This is a genomic window from Proteus sp. G2674 (assembly GCF_009915195.1).
In the GTDB taxonomy this organism is placed as follows: Bacteria; Pseudomonadota; Gammaproteobacteria; order Enterobacterales; family Enterobacteriaceae; genus Proteus; species Proteus mirabilis.
In genome coordinates this window covers 227,954-245,590 of the sequence record NZ_JAABLS010000018.1, presented here as the reverse complement: position 1 = coordinate 245,590, position 17,637 = coordinate 227,954, and the positions used below count along the sequence as shown (strand labels likewise).

Here is a 17,637-nt window from a genome sequence, read left to right as displayed (position 1 = left end):
AACGCAATAAAATTAACATTTTTTAATAGATTTTATTCTTTTTCGTGTTATAGCCTGTATAGTTAGTTTTACTCAATAGCCAAAATACCCATGCAAAAAAAATCTGCATGGGCAGTCATTAACTGTAATAAAAGAATAATGCTATTTTTTTAAGCTGTGTATGCCAGTGAAACTGTTGTTAAGGGACGATCTTGTGCATATAACCGCGCTTTTGCACCACCCATATAGTAAATATCACCTTTATGGGGTATTGATGTCATATCATTCCATACCGCGCTAATTGGCGTATTTCCCCACTCAATAGGCTGTAAAACCAATTGCCAATAGTGTCCTTTAGGAGTCACTTCTATTACTTTGACGGGAAGTTTACATAAGCTATCACTATGCGGGTTAAGTGAAATTTCCCAAGGGCGCAAAAAAACATCAACTTTGCCTTGATAGAGCGGCGTAACCGATAAAGGTAAGTGATAGCCAGCAATTTGTAATTGCGCACCATTAATTTCACCTTGGAGATGATTAACATCACCGAGAAATTCTAAAACAAAGCGACTTTCAGGCGTGTGCCAAACTTGTTGCGGTGTACCCACTTGTTCGATTTTGCCATTTCCCATAATAACGATGCGATCAGCGACTTCCATTGCTTCTTGTTGATCATGGGTGACAAAAACACTGGTAAATTTAAGCTCACTATGTAATTCCCGTAGCCAACTGCGTAATTCAGTTCTCACTTTGGCATCTAACGCACCAAAAGGCTCATCGAGTAATAAAATTTGCGGCTCTACAGCCAATGCTCTCGCTAAAGCTACGCGCTGTTTTTGCCCCCCTGAAAGTTGTGCAGGATAACGCTGTGCTAAATGAGGCAGTTGGATCATCTCTAATAATTGCGTGACTTTTTTATCAATCGCGGCTTTGTTAGGACGTTCGCGACGTGGTAATACGCTTAAGCCAAAGGCAATATTTTCAAATACCGTCATATGGCGAAACAGTGCATAGTGTTGGAAAACAAACCCAACTTTGCGCTCGCGGGCATGTAAGCGACTGACATCTTGCCCTGCAAAACAGATTTTACCTTCCGTTTGATGCTCAAGTCCTGCAATGATACGTAATAGAGTAGTTTTACCTGAGCCTGATGGCCCCAATAGCGCCATCATCTCACCGGAATTGACCGTTAAATTCACGTCATGCAACACTTCAGTGCGATCAAAATATTTTGTGACATGATTAATTTCAATACTCATATTTTGCCCCTGTTTTGCGTTATTGCTGACGTTCTAAATGCCATTGCAACGCACTTTTAACCATTAATGTAATAATTGCCATCATGGCAAGTAATGCTGCTGCCGTAAAAGCCCCCACAGTGTTGTAGTCTTGGTGCAAAAGTTCGACCTGTAAAGGCAGTGAATAGGTTTCACCACGAATAGCACCCGAGACAACAGAGACGGCACCAAATTCCCCTATAGCGCGTGCATTTGTTAAAACCACACCGTAGAGCAATGCCCAACGAATATTAGGTAATGTCACTCGCCAAAACATTTTCCAACTACTGGCACCTAATAACACAGCAGCTTCATCCTCTTGGCTTCCTTGGCTCATCATCACCGGGACAAGCTCTCTCACAACAAAAGGACAAGTGACAAATACCGTCACTAATACCATACCGGGCCAAGAGAACATTAACTGAATATCGAATTGTTCCAACCACTGCCCTGCCCAACCATTGCTACCATAAAAAAGCAGATAGAGCAGTCCCGCAACGACAGGAGATACCGCAAATGGGATATCAATCAGCGTCATTAACCACTGACGCCCCGGAAAACGAAAACGCGTAACAAGCCATGCCATACTAATACCAAACAACATATTTATCGGTACAGTAATTAAAGCGATAAGTAGCGTAAGCCAAACAGCATGTAACATATCGCTATCTAGCAAGTTGTCGGTAAATATTTCTATGCCTTTTGAAAACGCAGTCATAAAGATCCACGCAATAGGCACCACTAAAAATAAAATGGATAACACAACGCCTGTAAGGATCAATCCCCATTTTACCCAATCAATTTGGCGACGATAAAAAGAGCGTTGTTGCGCTATATCCGACATTAATGCCCCCTTAATCGCTTGCCAAAGCGGCTTTGTAATCCATTAATTGAAAACAGTAAGACTAATGAAACCAATAAAATAACAGAAGCGACCGCGCTGGCTGCAGGATAATCAAACTCCTGTAATCGAATAAATATCATCAAAGAAACCACTTCGGTCTGCCATGCAATATTGCCAGCAATAAAAATAACAGCACCAAATTCCCCTAAACTACGCGTAAAAGAGAGCGCCGTACCGGCTAATAACGCCGGAGACAATTCAGGTAACACAACTTTACGGAACGTTTGCCAACGGTTTGCCCCTAATGTTTCAGCCGCTTCTTCATATTCAGGGCCTAACTCTTCTAAAACAGGTTGCACCGTTCTGACCACAAACGGCAAACTAGTAAAAGACATCGCCACAGCAATACCAATCCATGTATTGATCACCTTGATATCAAACTTATCTAACACCAAGCCATACCATCCTTGTGTAGAAAACAACGTTGCTAAGGTTAATCCCGCTACCGCTGTAGGTAAGGCAAAAGGTAAATCCATTAATCCATCAAGAAACTTTCTGCCGGGGAAACGATAGCGCGTAATGATCCACGCTAATAACATGCCAAAAATAGCATTAAAAATACTTGCAACACCGGCTGACAACAAAGTGACTTTATACGCTGCCACGATTTGAGGGTGGGTTATCACCGCCCAATATTGTGCCCAACTCATTTCAGATAACTGCACAACCAGCGCACTCATAGGTAGTAATAAGATCAAACAAGTATAAAAAAGCGTACTACCTAAACTAAGCCCAAATCCGGGTAATACTCGCTTGCTGGCTGTGGCAAACATTATTGGCGTCCTTCTAATAATAATTTATCTAGCGTGCCATCTGTAGCAAAATGCGTTTTCATCACTTGGTTCCAATCACCAAACACATCTTCAATGGTAAATAATGAAGTAGCTGGAAATTGATCTGCTTTTTTCGCCATCACCGCTTTATCATTTACGCGATAGTTAAATTGTGTGATGATCTCCTGCGCTCTCGGGCTATATAAATAATTTAGGTAAGCTTTGGCGAGGGTTTCTGTTTTATTGCGTTGCACATTTTTATCAATCCATGCCACAGGAAACTCCGCTAAAATATCTACAGGAGGGACAATAACTTGATAATCATCTTCACCATATTGCTGGCGAATATTATTTACTTCAGACTCAAAACTAATTAAAACATCACCAAGTCCACGTTCAATAAATGAGGTCGTTGCCCCCCGTCCCCCAGTATCAAATACCGCAACATTTTTAAGTAACTTTGTCATAGCATCACGGGTTTGCGCTTCATTTCCATAAGCTTTTTCAAACGCTCCCCATGCGGCTAAATAGGTATAACGACCGTTACCTGATGTTTTTGGGTTAGGGAAAACCACTTTGACATCTTCACGGGTCAAATCTTGCCAAGAAGTGATATTTTTAGGATTTCCTTTACGAACCAAATAGGCCATTGTGGAATAATAAGGTGAGCTATTATTAGGTAGACGTTGTTGCCAATCAGCAGGAATAAGCTTGCCTTTATCATGCAAAATTTGTACATCCGTCACCTGGTTATAAGTGACAACATCCGCAGGTAAACCTTGTAATATGGCTAATGCTTGCTTAGAAGAGCCAGCATGCGACTGTTTGATAGTGACTTTGTCATCAGGATGTTGAGCATCCCATTGGGTTTTAAAATCACTATTAAGCTGTGTAAATAACTCGCGAGCAATATCGTAAGAGCTATTAAGTAATTGAGCTGCATTTGCATAACTACTCGCAACCAAAGACAGTGCAACGGTTGCCTGTAATGCAAAAGTTCGGATTGTTTTGTTCTTCATTATAGTACCCATCAGCGTAAGTCTTATTCTAATGGTTACTCTATCGGCTTTATTTATAACAGTGTAGTTAGCTTTTGTTATTTGATATAACTAATAGCTATTATAAATGGATAAAGAGTGAGATTGCCCAAATAAATAAGCATCATAATGATTTAACTGAAAATAATTCAACATTGAGATATCGAGAAACGACCTCGTCAAAATAAAAACGCCAGCATAGTAAATGATACTGGCGTGGCAAAATAGTAGTGTAACGCTAAGACTTACAGAGCGGCTAATACTTCATAAGAAGGAGCGAAATAGTAGCTACCTGTCACAGGTTTACTCATACGCAGTAAATCATCATATTTACCATCAACTTCACCAAACATACTGAGTAATTGCTGTTCAATATTATATAAACGACCACAGTAAGCTAAGAAATAGAGGCCATGTTTACCACTAGCAGTTCCATAAGGTAAGCTATGACGCAAAATCGCTAACTCTTCACCATTTTCTTCAATAGCAACACGGGATACATGAGAGGTAATATTGCGTTCTGATTCATCCAACTCAATGCTCTCTTTTTTAGTACGACCAATCATTTTTTCTTGATCTGATTCACTAAAACGCGCCCATTTTTTTAGGTTATGCTCATAGCGTTGAACTAAAACATAGCTACCACCAGCATCAATACCTTCATTAATTAAAGCAACACCATAGCGCTCATCACCAACTGGATTTTCTGAGCCGTCAATAAAACCACTAAGATCACGCTCTTCTATCCAGCGGAAACCGTGGATCTCTTCTTCTATTTGGAGCACGTTACCAAAAGCAGCTATTGCAGCTTGCGCTAATGAGAAATTCACATCATGACGCATGGATTGGATATGGATAAGCATATCGCGCTGAGTCGCAGGAGCTAACCCTTTGCCTAATGGACGAAATGGCTTTAACTCTGGCGCACTATTGTTATCTGATAATTTTTTCCAAAGATCTGAACCAAAAGCTACCACGGCACCTAATGAAGCATCAGGATACTGTTTTTGTAATTCGCTAAGGGATTGTATAAATTGTTGGCAGCCTTGACGTAGTTGATCAATTTCCCCCACCACCATTGCTTCAATAAATAGACCGAATTTACTATGTGCGACTAAAATACCGCTTTGTGCATGAGACATATTGCTTCCCTAATAAATAATAAAAAACATATAAATTAATGTGGTTTATTATATCCAACATTTATTTTTAGGTTTTGCTATTTAACAAATTTTTGTTAGCAGAAAAGGTAAATATAAAATTATTTTATTAATAACACTTAAAAATAACCTATTTTTGCCAAACAATTTGTGTTACCTGCCAATTTGCTAATGTTTCATCGGGTGGCATTAGACCATCAGGGCCATCCCATTGCCCAGCAAAAACATAGCTCACTGATTTTGCTTGTTCTGATTGGCATTGAATGGTTTTTTGCTTATCAACTTTCGGCCCGTTACTGCACATACCAAATGCTTTTTTATAAATATCTTTAAATGGTGTACCTATTGTTGTTCCCCACGCTGTTTTCGCATTAGGATCAGATACCGTGATTTTATCTACTGTGCCCTTTTCTTGTCCATAAAAAGCCACTTGTACTTTTTCATCTTCAAGTGCTTGCACAATAACCATAATATTGCCTTGTTGCATTTCCATTCCTTGTCGGTAATGGAAACGGCTACCCAGCTCTTTTTCGATCGCTTGCTCTGTCACTGCCGTTGAAACGGTGATATTACCTAATCCATTTGCAGAAACCGTTAACGTCTCATTTGAGAACCAATTCATTGGATTAAGTGCAGAAAAAGACATTCCCCCCATGGATGAACAGCCACTTAATAGCAAGACACTTGTGCTTAAACACAAGGGTAACCAAAATTTAGGCATTATAAATACTCCATTTCACTTTTTCGTTATAAATTCAATTGATGCTAAGGCTACAAGTTTTTACTCGCGTTAAACTAAAATAACTGAATACTTCAGACTAGTTACGACCATAACTCAACCAAGTTTGTTCCCTTAAATCGACAATATCAGATTTTATCCAGTAAATAAGCAAGGTTAAGTTCTTTTTTATCGAGGCAACATCATGATAGGAAAGAAAGTACAAAAAAAGAAAATCCTCTCTATTAACCGATTAAAATTATCTTAACAGTCAATAAAAGAGGATTTAGCGAAGAATTAAAGATCGAAGTCCTGATCGATAATTAGGCGTTTAGTGTAAGCCGTATTCTCTTGATTTTGATCTTCATAGAGAAGCTTTTCAAACATACAAATAGTGGCATCGTTCTCTTCGGGGATCATTAAAGTAATTTGTGGACACCCTTTTGCAATGAGTTTTTTCTCTAGCCGAGAGATTAGTGCATTGGCAATTCCTCTACCGCGAAACTCAGGATGAACGCCCAAATAGTAAAGCGAGCCACGATGACCATCATAGCCTCCCATTACACTACCGACTATTTCGCCAGCAACCTCTGCGATTAAAAAGAGATCGGGGGAGTGGTTAATCTTTCGTTCAATATCAATTTCAGGATCATTTTCTGGTGAGATCAAGTCGCAACGTTCCCAAAGTGTAATGATTGCCTCAAAATCATCTTGACGGAATACACGTATTTCCATTGTTTTGCCTGTTATCTTTCACAAGTTACTAAATTTATTATCCCTTGTTTACTTTATCAATCAACTTCAAAATGAGAGCATAGGTCATATCGCGTTCCATTTTTAATAAATATGATAAAAACTGTAGGTTATTATGAGTTTACCTGATATTCATCGTGTGCAATCATTTTTTTTGTCGTTGCAAGATAGTATTTGCCATGCTATTGAAAATATAGACCAAAAAGCAACCTTTCAGCAAGATAATTGGCAAAGAGAAGCTGGCGGTGGTGGTCGTACTCGAGTGCTCACCCAAGGTGCTATTTTTGAACAAGCGGGTGTTAATTTTTCCCATGTTTATGGAGATGCCTTGCCTGCATCAGCCACGGCTCATCGCCCTGAATTAAGCGGTCGTCGTTTTCAAGCAATGGGCGTTTCATTAGTTATTCACCCTCTTAATCCCTATATTCCTACTTCACATGCAAATGTTCGTTTTTTTATTGCTGAAAAAGAGGGAGAAGCTCCTGTATGGTGGTTTGGTGGAGGCTTTGACTTAACGCCTTATTATGGATTTGAAGAAGATGTTATCCATTGGCATAAAGTGGCTAAATCTGTGTGTGATCCCTTTAGCCAAGATTATTATGCTCAATATAAAAAATGGTGTGATGACTATTTTTATTTAAAACATCGTAACGAGCCGCGTGGTGTTGGTGGCCTATTTTTTGATGACTTAAATACACCTGATTTCGATCACTGTTTTGAATTTGTACAACATGTCGGGCAGGGCTACCTAGATGCCTACTTACCGATTGTCGAAAAACGCAAATCTATACCCTGGGGAGAGCGTGAACGCCAATTCCAACTTTATCGCCGTGGCCGTTATGTCGAGTTTAATTTGGTTTGGGATAGAGGCACGCTATTTGGTTTACAAAGTGGCGGACGTACTGAATCCATTTTAATGTCAATGCCACCATTAGTTCGCTTTGCATATGATTATCACCCTGAACCTAATACTCCCGAAGCTAAGCTGTATACTGATTTTTTAATTCACAAAGAGTGGGTATAGCAGTTGCTCACGCATTAAAACTAAAGCCATTTATTTATTATAATTGGCTTTAGTTTGGTAAAAATTACTGCTTTATTAATTAGTCATTAAATAAAAAGGCGAGTAATCCAGTCACTTTATTTTTATTTTCCCACCCCTCTCCTCTCATACAAATATCAAAATACTGTTTACGCTCTGCTTCATTGGCATCATAACGAGAATAGGAATGATAATTTGAATTAGGAATAGTAACTTCTTTACCATCTATTGTTATCGTTGAAGAAGAAGGATAGCTATAATTTGGCGTTGAACTCAAATAATGCTCAGGGTAGCGTTGTTTTGCTTCTTGCATGCATAGATTTTTAGCGATATCTAAAGGTGTGGGATTTTTCATATTTACTTGCCATTTTTCTGGGGTGGCACAGCCAGAAAGTAAAAAAATAGCAAAACCCATAGTTATTTTTTTCAAAGTAAAAAACTCATTAATACGAATAGTAATCAGTTACAATTTAACTGTTTTTTGAAAAAAATAATTAATTTTTGCTTAAATTGTTTCGGTTTCTTTTATGAAAGTATGAAAAGTTCATCAATAATCAATAAAAAAACTGAGTCCGGTGAAACGAACTCAGTTTTTATTCTACATTTAACTGGCTATTTAATTTATTTTGATTTCTTTAAATGAGCCATTAAACGCTTACGTTTACGTATTTGCGAAGCTGTTAATTTATTTTTCTTATCCGCATAAGGGTTTTCCCCTTCTTTAAATTGAATACGGATAGGAGTTCCCATCACTTGTAGTGTGCGACGGAAATAATTCATTAAATAGCGTTTATAGCTATCAGGTAAATCAGACACTTGGTTACCATGAATAACCACGACAGGTGGATTATATCCCCCAGCATGGGCATATTTCATTTTTACACGGCGTCCACGAATAAGAGGGGGTTGGTGATCATCCTCTGCCATCTTCATTATGCGCGTCAACATTGATGTACCAACACGACGTGTCGCGCAAGTATAGGCTTCTTGAATCGACTCAAATAGATTACCAACACCACTACCATGTAATGCCGAGATAAAATGAACGCGGGCAAAATCAACAAAACCTAATTTGAGATCAAGCATATCTTTAACTTGTTCGCGATCTTCTTGGGTCATACCATCCCATTTATTGACAGCAATAACTAAAGAGCGTCCAGAATTAAGAATATAACCTAATAAAGAGAGGTCTTGATCTGAAATACCCTCACGAGCATCAATAACAAGTAGTGCAACATTACAATCTTCAATCGCTTGTAATGTTTTGATCACTGAGAATTTTTCTACCGTTTCTTTTACTTTTCCGCGTTTACGAACGCCAGCGGTATCAATAAGGATATACTCCTTATCATCACGCTCCATCGGTATGTAAATACTATCACGGGTAGTGCCTGGCATATCGTAAACTACAACACGCTCTTCACCTAACATACGGTTAGTCAGAGTTGATTTACCTACATTAGGGCGGCCTACAATAGCTAATTTAACAGGAAGTGTTGTCGGATCGAAATCATCCTCTTCTTCCTCTTCTTCTTGCTCTTTCTGCTCTGCTTCTAAAGCAGCCCAATAAGCGGCATTCTCTTCTTCTTCTGTTAATTCTTTCTCTTCTTCGACAACTTTGCCCACAATAGGTAGCAGCGCTTGCTCAATCAGTTGAGAAACACCACGACCATGTGAGGCAGCAATAGGGAATATTTCCCCTAATCCTAAAGAGTAGAAATCAGCCAAGGCGGTATCAATATCGATACCATCTGTTTTATTCGCCACTAAATAGGTTTTTTTCTCAACACCACGCAAGTGTTTAGCAATACCTTGGTCGGCTGGCATTAATCCTGCTCGCGCATCGACTAAAAATAGCACAATATCGGCTTCTTGAATGGCTTGCAGTGATTGTGATGCCATATGGGTTTCTACCCCCTCTTCTGCACCATCAATACCACCAGTATCAATGATAATAAATTCTTCACCGTCTAATTCTGCACGACCATATTTACGGTCACGGGTAAGTCCAGGAAAATCCGCAACTAATGCGTCTCTTGTGCGTGTTAGTCGGTTAAATAATGTGGATTTTCCCACATTAGGGCGCCCTACTAAGGCAATAACGGGTATCATTTTTTGATGCCTCATAAAAATACAATCATAAATCTGATGGTATTTTACATGTAAATACTAAAAAGACGAAACGGCTCCTTTAAAGGAGCCGTAAAATAATTATATTTGTCAGTGCTTAATTACCGACGATATAGATAAAGTTTACCGTCACGTGCTTGGATCATCAGTTTATCTTGAACAGCCTGTGGACGGCTTAATAAACCTGAGCTATTTACTTTATTTTGAGCAATAAATTTGCCTGTACTGGTATCAATCCAATGGAGATAGCCTTCTGCATCTCCCACCACTAAATAACCATCAACGATAGCCGGGGCGGTTAAATTACGGTGCAGTAGATCTTCTTGTGTCCATAATGTCACACCATCAGATTTGCGCACAGCTAAAACTCGGTCATTTTGGTCAACAAGGTATAGATTGTCACCCAAAAGTACCATGTCATTAACTGAACCTAAATCACGTTTCCAGATGATCTGCCCTGAACGCATATCTAGACTGACTAAATTACCGTTGTAAGCCATGGCATAAACAGTATTTTCATCAATAATCGGCGTAATATCGACATCATTTAAGCGGCTGATCTCAGTAGAGCCTTTCACTTGTGAAATATTTTGCTGCCAAACTAATTGCCCTTGAGATAACACCACCGCACTAACACGGCCATTATCAGCGCCCACAATCGCTGCACCATAAGCAACAGCCGGTGCTGATTCACCACGTACGGATAATGATGGTGTATCTAAGTTGACCGTCCATGATACTTCACCTGTCAGCAAATCAAGCCCTTGCAACATACCGTTACTGGTATGAATAAGCACTAAACCATCACTAACAACAGGTTTGGAAATCGCTTCTCCGGCAACATCTGTCTCCCAATCAATAGAGCCATCATCTGTATTTAAAGCATACACTTTTGCTTTTTCTGTGCCGACAAAAACACGAGTACCAGAGACGGTTAAACCACCGGAAAGTAATGCTGATTCATTAGAGGAGAAGAAACCTTTTTTAGTTGAGAGATCTTGAGACCAAATCTCTTTACCCGTTTCTAATTCTAATGCTTTAACTACCCCATGGCGATCAGCGACATACACAACTGAACCATCCCATGCTGGTGACAAGTGGGAATAGTATTTTCCAATACCATTGCCAACCGATTTGTCCCACACCACATAAGGGGTAAATTGGCTCTGCACCTCAGGCAATGGAGACATTGTCACATTATCCTGCTCACTAGAACACCCAGCTAATAATGCTGATGCTAGTAGACCGATCAGGAGAGTTTTACGCAGTTGCATGTCTGAAGATCCCTTTAATTGGATAAATTATTGAGTTTAAGTTCAACCAATGAGCGAATAGCGCCTGCATTTTCATCATTCAATGCATTACGATAAGCGGCGGCTGCACCTGCATTATCGCCTTTTTTCGCTAATACATCACCACGGATATAATTTTTCATTCCATCCCATGCTTTACTTTTCACTTGCTCTAATGAAATTAACGCAGCATCAGTTTTATCTAATGCCAGTTGCACACGTGCTAAGCGAAGGTTAAGCATATCTGCAAATGCTTCATTCTTTACCATAGATATTGCTTTAGTCAGGTGAGTTTCACCTTTGGCTAAATCGTTGGCATCAATCGCTAATTGAGCTAACTCTAAAGAGGCTAAAGCACCATAAATATCGTTAGTTTCAGAAACAAATTTTTCGGCTAATGCGATATTTTCAGGCGTTGGTTTCGTTAATGCTTCATTTATTGTTGCAAATTCACCCGCACTTTCTTGTAGACGGTTGGCTTGATGTGATTGCCAATATTTCCAACCCCAAATTCCACCCACGCCAATGACAATAGCGAGAATGATCGTTAAACCATAATTTTTTAAAAACTGTTTAATTGCATCAACTTGTTCGTTTTCGGTGCTATAAACTTCCACAAGTCTCTCCTTAACCTAATAACAGCGTCAATTGTTGGGCCAGTTCGCTACGCGATACAATGGTCTGTTCACCTGAACGTAAATCTTTCACGGCTACTGTGCCAGCGTTAATTTCATCTTCACCTAAAATTAACGCGATTTTAGCACCATGTTTATCAGCACGTCCTAATTGCTTTTTAAAATTGCCTTTACCGTGATTGGTCATTAAGCGCAATGTAGGTAATTGATCACGGATTTCTTCTGCCAGCATTAATGCTGCACTTTGGCTATTATCACCAAAAGACGCAAGGTAAACATCAGCGACATGAGTATCAGCAACAAACTCAGGATTAACCGCTTGAACTAATAAGATCATGCGCTCCATCCCCATGGCAAAACCGACCGCGGGCGTTGGGTGTCCACCTAATTGTTTCACTAATCCATCATAGCGACCACCCGCACATACCGTTCCTTGTGAACCTAATGCACTGGTTACCCATTCAAAAACAGTACGGTTATAATAATCTAAGCCTCGGACTAAACGCTGATTAACACGATAAGTAATACCTACAGCATCAAGTAATGCACATAAACCATCAAAGTGTTCTCTTGATTCGTCATCAAGATAATCGAAAAGTTCAGGCGCATCATTCAATAAAGTCTGAATTTCAGGATTTTTAGAGTCTAAAACACGTAATGGGTTAGAATACATACGACGTTTGCAATCTTCATCTAATTGATCAACGTGTTGCTCTAAAAATGCGACTAATGCTTCACGGTATTTTGCCCGCGCTTCGAGTGAACCAATAGAGTTCAGTTCTAAAGTCACGTGCTCTGCAATACCTAAAGCCTTCCACCAGCGTGCCGTTAACATAATCAGTTCAGCATCAATATCAGGCCCTTGTAGGCCAAATACTTCTGCACCTAATTGGTGAAATTGGCGATAACGACCTTTTTGAGGGCGTTCATAACGGAACATTGGCCCTAAATACCATAAGCGTTGCTCTTGGTTATAAAGTAAACCATGTTCAATTCCTGCGCGGACACAACCTGCGGTATTTTCAGGACGTAAGGTTAAGCTTTGTGCGTCTTCACCTCGATCGGTAAAAGTATACATTTCTTTTTCAACAACATCGGTCACTTCACCAATTGCTCGCTGAAATAGAGGGGTATGCTCTACGATAGGTGTTCTAATTTCACTAAAACCATAACCGGCTAAAATTTGTTTTAGCGTATTTTCGATTTTCTGCCATACCCGCGTATCAGCAGGTAGGTAGTCATTCATACCACGAATGGCTTGGATTTTTTGTGCCACTTTTTTTCTCTAATAGTTATTAATTGATCAATAAACTGATTATAGAAGCGAAAACAATCAGTATTCAATGTGAAATCAATAGTAATACAGGCTCATTAGTTAATGAGCCTGTTAATTGCGTGTTATTTATCCAATTGATTTATATTAATTCGGAGGTTGCCGTCAAGCATTGCCGCTTTTGTACGGATTTTCGCCTCTAATAAATCAATCATATTACTATTATCAAGACGCTCTTTTTGTCTTACACCGTCTTCATAAAAACCACTGCGTGTTTTAGCTCCGGTTACACCTAGTGTAGAAACCTCCGCTTCACCAGGACCATTAACCACACAGCCAATAATAGAAACATCCATTGGTGTAATGATATCTTCAAGACGTTGTTCTAATTCATTAACTGTACCAATAACATCAAACTCTTGACGAGAGCATGTTGGGCAAGCAATAAAATTGATACCACGAGAGCGAATACGTAATGATTTTAAGATATCAAAGCCAACTTTTACTTCTTCAACCGGATCTGCGGCTAAAGAGATACGTAAAGTATCACCGATACCTTCTGATAGAAGGATCCCAAGGCCAATAGCTGATTTCACTGATCCGGCTCTTGCACCACCAGCTTCGGTGATCCCTAAATGTAAAGGCTGATCAATTTTCTTCGCTAATAAACGATAAGAATCAACAGCAAGGAAAACGTCAGAAGCTTTTACACTGACTTTAAACTGATCAAAGTTCAATTTATCTAAGATATCAACGTGGCGCATAGCCGATTCAACTAGCGCTTCAGGGGTTGGCTCACCATACTTTTCTTGAATATCTTTCTCTAGTGACCCCCCATTCACACCAATACGAATGGGAATATTACGATCCCGGGCACAATCGACAACTTGACGAATACGCTCTTCATTACCAATATTACCAGGATTAATACGTAAACAATCGACACCATATTCAGCAACTTTAAGTGCAATACGATAATCAAAATGAATATCAGCGACCAAAGGTACTTTCACTTGTTGCTTAATTAGTTTGAATGCTTCAGCCGCATCCATAGTTGGTACAGAAACACGTACAATATCCACCCCAACACGTTCCAGAGACTTAATCTGGTTTACAGTCGCTTCAACGTCTGTTGTTCGTGTGTTCGTCATCGACTGTACCGCGATAGGAGCCCCATCGCCAATAGGTACATTACCAACATAAATTCGCGTCGATTTACGACGAATAATAGGTGATTCTTTATGCATTGATTAATTCTCCCATGCTTCCATGCTTGCTCAAATGTATAGTCAGATTAAGCGCTCGGTACTGTTATTTTTGCTATTTTTCCAGTAAAACGGCTTAAGTCAACAGCTTCACCATTAAACTGTAAACGAGTAACAGAAGGTGCGCCTATTTTTAGTTTATAAGGTTGCTCACCATTAAATTCCAAACGGTCACCGGCTTTCTTAATACCATTAAATAAAACTTTATTTTGAGCATTACGAATTTCTAACCAGCATTCACCATCAAACATCAAGACCAGTTGATTTTCCACAATTGGTGCGGGTGTTGAATTGCCTTCAGCAGAATCAGCACGAGAAGTCGTTGATGTGGTTAATGGTGACACCGGTAATGGAACTGTTTTAACTTCTGCCTCAGGTGTGGCATTTGTTACTGATGGCTCGGCAACCTTATTAGCCTGATTATCTACTAATGGAGAAGCAGGCACTTGTACATTTTCACCCTCAGATGATGGGCTATTATTATCTAAGGTTGATAAAGGAGATTCTATCGTATTGGTGTTTTCTTGCGGACTATTTTGTCCTATGTCTTGCGAAGCCATAGAGACTAATTCTTGTTGATCGGCTTGATGCCCCTGCCACCACCATAAACCGACTAAAGCTATCATTGCTATTACAATAACCCAAGTCAATTTCATCAACCAGCCTTCACGCTTTTTATGACGCTTACCCAATGAGTAATTTTGTGTTGTTGTGACTTTGACTTGTTTTATTGGGGCTTGTTGATCAATTAGACCTAGAATTGCGCTTTCAGGAACACCGACAAGTTTTGCATAAGAGCGCATATAACCACGTAAAAATGTCGGTGCAATACCAGAAGAGATAGTATCAGCTTCAATTTCACATACTGTTGTTAACTTCAAACAAAGTCGATCAGCAACAGTCTGCTGAGTTAGCCCCGCTTTTTCACGTGCCTGACGTAAAAGTTGACCCGCTGTTAATTTCACTTCTTCGGTTTTGTTTTCAGTATTCATTAGCAATCTAGGCACTGTGGCTATTGGATGTTTAACATTGATGAACACGAGAAAATACAGTTTTTAACGTCCTCATCGCGAATTTGGTGATTTTTGGTGTTCAGCATGCTGACAAACCAAATAATCTGACGGTATATCCTCAATTAACACATTATTGTTGTTTAATAAATTTTGTTCACAAAGGAAATTACCATAAAACCTTAATACATTAACATTTACTGGCTTCGACTTCATCGCTAATTTGTAATAATCTAGCGCCTGAATAGGATTTCCCAATAACTGGGATGTTAATGCCATTCCTAAATTTGCTTCAGGATGCTCAGGCATCACTGACAGCACTTTTTGAAAATGATATTGGGCTATCTGATATTGTTGCTCAGCCAGATAAGCTTCCCCTAATTGAAGACGAAGAGGCACTGCAACATGTTTTTTATTTGCTGTTGATTGGCAGCCTATTGTCAATAACACCAAGCAGATAGCAACAACCTTTGATGACATCCTTATCATCGTTATCTTCCTTAAATTAATCCATTCTTGCAACTCTCTACTTTGTTTTAAAACCACAGCACAAAGCGAGAGTTACCCACCTCTATCAGACTGCTTTTACTGAAATTGGTTCACCTTGCAGACGTTTTTTCAGAGTACGCTTAGTTCGGTCAATCACATCACCAGCAAGTTGACCACAGGCAGCGTCAATATCATCACCACGAGTTTTACGTACAATAGTGGTGAAACCATATTCCATTAACACTTTAGAGAAACGATCAATGCGACTATTAGAACTGCGTCCATAAGGTGCGCCTGGGAACGGGTTCCATGGAATTAAGTTGATTTTACAAGGTGTATCTTTTAAGCACTCTGCTAATTGATGTGCTTGTTCAGTGCTGTCATTAATATGATCAAGCATGACATACTCAACAGTAACTCGACCTTGGTTTGCATTAGATTTAGCAATATAACGACGCACACCATCAAGAAACATTTCAATATTATATTTCTTGTTAATAGGGACAATTTCATCACGAATATCATCTGTTGGTGCATGCAATGAAATCGCTAAAGCAACATCAACCGCATCAGCTAATTTATCTAATGCAGGTACGACACCGGATGTAGACACGGTGACTCGACGTTTAGATAACCCAAAGCCAAAGTCATCCATCATAATTTCAAGAGCCGGAATAACATTGTTAAGGTTAAGTAATGGTTCACCCATTCCCATCATAACAACATTAGTGATTGGACGACGGCCTGTCTCTTTTAAAGCACCAATAATTTTAGCAGCACGCCACACTTGGCCGATAATTTCAGAAACTTTAAGGTTACGGTTAAAACCTTGTTGTGCCGTTGAACAGAATTTACACTCTAACGCGCAACCCACTTGTGACGAAACACATAACGTCGCACGATCATCTTCAGGAATATAGACTGTTTCAACTTGTTGAGAGCCTACTTTAATCGCCCACTTAATAGTGCCATCCGCAGAGCGTTGTTCTTCAGACACTTCAGGTGCCTTGATTTCGGCAATCTCTTTTAACTTCGCACGCAGCACTTTGTTGATATCTGTCATCTGATCAAAATCATCATAGCAATAATGGTATATCCATTTCATGATTTGATCAGCGCGGAAAGGCTTTTCGCCCATAGAGACAAAAAGCTCACGCATCTGTTTACGATTTAAATCTAACAGATTGATTTTTGTTTTTTGATTCACAGTATTTTCTTTAGAAACAGCGACAGAAGCGCTTGGCGCTGGAGTGGTAGATTGGGTCATGACATTGCCTCGTTGTTACACTATGCGGCCTACGTTAATAAAAATCTATTAACGGGATACTTATTAATTAATAAAAAGACGCCCTATTAAAGATTAACAGGGCGTCGCATTGTACATTTTTTCGTATACAGATGCTAATAAATTAGCGTGGGCAAATTTCGTTTTCAGTAAAGAAATAAGCAATTTCACGCGCAGCTGAAGCTTCTGAATCTGAACCATGCACTGCATTTTCTGTAAAGCTATCCGCGTAATCAGCACGTAAAGTACCCGCTAAAGCGTTATCAGGATTAGTTGCACCCATTAAGTCACGATGACGTTGGATAGCATTTTCGCCTTCTAATACTTGTACCATGATAGGGCCAGAAGTCATAAACTCAACTAAACCATCAAAGAAAGGACGGCCTTTATGCTCTTCATAAAAACCTTCTGCTTGTTCACGAGTTAAATGCAACATTTTGGCTGCTACGATGCTGAAACCCGCACTTTCAAAGCGGTTATAGATTGCACCAATAACATTTTTTTTCACTGCGTTTGGTTTGATAATAGAAAAAGTGCGCTGAATAGCCATGTATTACCTCAAAATATTGTATTAATAACAACTTATGTTGCCTGTTTTTATCGCAGATCATGGAA

18 protein-coding genes are annotated in these 17,637 nt (G+C 39.4%); 1 reads left to right on the top strand and 17 read right to left on the bottom strand.

Annotated features, from left to right (window positions below):
- Positions 1-149: 149 nt before the first annotated feature.
- The 7 genes from cysA to GWI58_RS09465 form a co-directional block, all read right to left on the bottom strand.
- A complete protein-coding gene (gene cysA / locus GWI58_RS09495) occupies positions 150-1,238 on the bottom strand; it encodes a sulfate/thiosulfate ABC transporter ATP-binding protein CysA (RefSeq protein WP_036970699.1) in 1,089 nt (362 codons plus the stop codon).
- 19 nt (positions 1,239-1,257) lie between these two features.
- Complete coding sequence (gene cysW / locus GWI58_RS09490; protein WP_161769126.1) at positions 1,258-2,100, bottom strand: sulfate/thiosulfate ABC transporter permease CysW; 843 nt, start codon at positions 2,098-2,100, stop codon at positions 1,258-1,260.
- Entirely contained in the window at positions 2,100-2,933 is an 834-nt protein-coding gene (gene cysT, locus GWI58_RS09485) for a sulfate/thiosulfate ABC transporter permease CysT (RefSeq protein WP_004243805.1), read from the bottom strand. The genes cysW and cysT overlap by 1 nt, the downstream gene beginning before the upstream one ends.
- Positions 2,933-3,964 carry a thiosulfate ABC transporter substrate-binding protein CysP gene (gene cysP, locus GWI58_RS09480; RefSeq protein WP_004243806.1) on the bottom strand — a complete coding sequence of 344 codons (1,032 nt, stop codon included), beginning with the start codon at positions 3,962-3,964 and terminating at the stop codon, positions 2,933-2,935. Before cysP ends, cysT begins: the two co-directional genes overlap by 1 nt.
- A gap of 251 nt (positions 3,965-4,215) precedes the next feature.
- Positions 4,216-5,112: a Dyp-type peroxidase gene (locus GWI58_RS09475; protein WP_049203807.1), complete on the bottom strand. Its 897-nt coding sequence runs from the start codon at positions 5,110-5,112 to the stop codon at positions 4,216-4,218.
- 148 nt (positions 5,113-5,260) lie between these two features.
- Positions 5,261-5,851: an RpoE-regulated lipoprotein gene (locus GWI58_RS09470; protein ID WP_161769125.1), complete on the bottom strand. Its 591-nt coding sequence runs from the start codon at positions 5,849-5,851 to the stop codon at positions 5,261-5,263.
- Positions 5,852-6,145: 294 nt separating this feature from the next.
- Positions 6,146-6,583, bottom strand: a complete 438-nt coding sequence (locus GWI58_RS09465) for a GNAT family acetyltransferase (protein WP_004243811.1) — start codon at positions 6,581-6,583, stop codon at positions 6,146-6,148.
- A gap of 133 nt (positions 6,584-6,716) precedes the next feature.
- On the opposite strand from GWI58_RS09465, the gene hemF reads away from it, so the two are divergent.
- Entirely contained in the window at positions 6,717-7,625 is a 909-nt protein-coding gene (hemF, locus tag GWI58_RS09460) for an oxygen-dependent coproporphyrinogen oxidase (protein ID WP_110229071.1), read from the top strand.
- A gap of 79 nt (positions 7,626-7,704) precedes the next feature.
- Here the strand turns inward: hemF and GWI58_RS09455 are convergent, their stop codons facing one another.
- From GWI58_RS09455 to ndk, 10 genes are all read right to left on the bottom strand, one after another.
- Positions 7,705-8,073: a hypothetical protein gene (locus tag GWI58_RS09455; protein ID WP_237611685.1), complete on the bottom strand. Its 369-nt coding sequence runs from the start codon at positions 8,071-8,073 to the stop codon at positions 7,705-7,707.
- A 191-nt stretch (positions 8,074-8,264) separates the two neighbouring features.
- Complete coding sequence (der, locus tag GWI58_RS09450) at positions 8,265-9,755, bottom strand: ribosome biogenesis GTPase Der (RefSeq protein WP_017827098.1); 1,491 nt, start codon at positions 9,753-9,755, stop codon at positions 8,265-8,267.
- Positions 9,756-9,874: 119 nt separating this feature from the next.
- Positions 9,875-11,047 carry an outer membrane protein assembly factor BamB gene (bamB, locus tag GWI58_RS09445; protein WP_004243816.1) on the bottom strand — a complete coding sequence of 391 codons (1,173 nt, stop codon included), beginning with the start codon at positions 11,045-11,047 and terminating at the stop codon, positions 9,875-9,877.
- A 14-nt stretch (positions 11,048-11,061) separates the two neighbouring features.
- Positions 11,062-11,682 carry a YfgM family protein gene (locus GWI58_RS09440; RefSeq protein WP_004243818.1) on the bottom strand — a complete coding sequence of 207 codons (621 nt, stop codon included), beginning with the start codon at positions 11,680-11,682 and terminating at the stop codon, positions 11,062-11,064.
- A gap of 10 nt (positions 11,683-11,692) precedes the next feature.
- Complete coding sequence (gene hisS / locus GWI58_RS09435; RefSeq protein ID WP_004243819.1) at positions 11,693-12,976, bottom strand: histidine--tRNA ligase; 1,284 nt, start codon at positions 12,974-12,976, stop codon at positions 11,693-11,695.
- Positions 12,977-13,098: 122 nt separating this feature from the next.
- Positions 13,099-14,220, bottom strand: a complete 1,122-nt coding sequence (ispG, locus tag GWI58_RS09430; protein ID WP_004243820.1) for a flavodoxin-dependent (E)-4-hydroxy-3-methylbut-2-enyl-diphosphate synthase — start codon at positions 14,218-14,220, stop codon at positions 13,099-13,101.
- Positions 14,221-14,267: 47 nt separating this feature from the next.
- The gene (gene rodZ, locus GWI58_RS09425) at positions 14,268-15,230 is read right to left on the bottom strand and encodes a cytoskeleton protein RodZ (protein ID WP_094959793.1); all 963 of its coding nucleotides are present in this window, start codon (positions 15,228-15,230) and stop codon (positions 14,268-14,270) included.
- A 72-nt stretch (positions 15,231-15,302) separates the two neighbouring features.
- Positions 15,303-15,728 carry a hypothetical protein gene (locus tag GWI58_RS09420; RefSeq protein ID WP_237611684.1) on the bottom strand — a complete coding sequence of 142 codons (426 nt, stop codon included), beginning with the start codon at positions 15,726-15,728 and terminating at the stop codon, positions 15,303-15,305.
- A 94-nt stretch (positions 15,729-15,822) separates the two neighbouring features.
- A complete protein-coding gene (locus tag GWI58_RS09415; RefSeq protein WP_004243825.1) occupies positions 15,823-17,004 on the bottom strand; it encodes a bifunctional tRNA (adenosine(37)-C2)-methyltransferase TrmG/ribosomal RNA large subunit methyltransferase RlmN in 1,182 nt (393 codons plus the stop codon).
- Between the two features lie 142 nt (positions 17,005-17,146).
- Positions 17,147-17,572, bottom strand: coding sequence for a nucleoside-diphosphate kinase (gene ndk, locus GWI58_RS09410; RefSeq protein ID WP_004243827.1), 426 nt, complete (start codon positions 17,570-17,572; stop codon positions 17,147-17,149).
- Positions 17,573-17,637 lie beyond the last annotated feature (65 nt).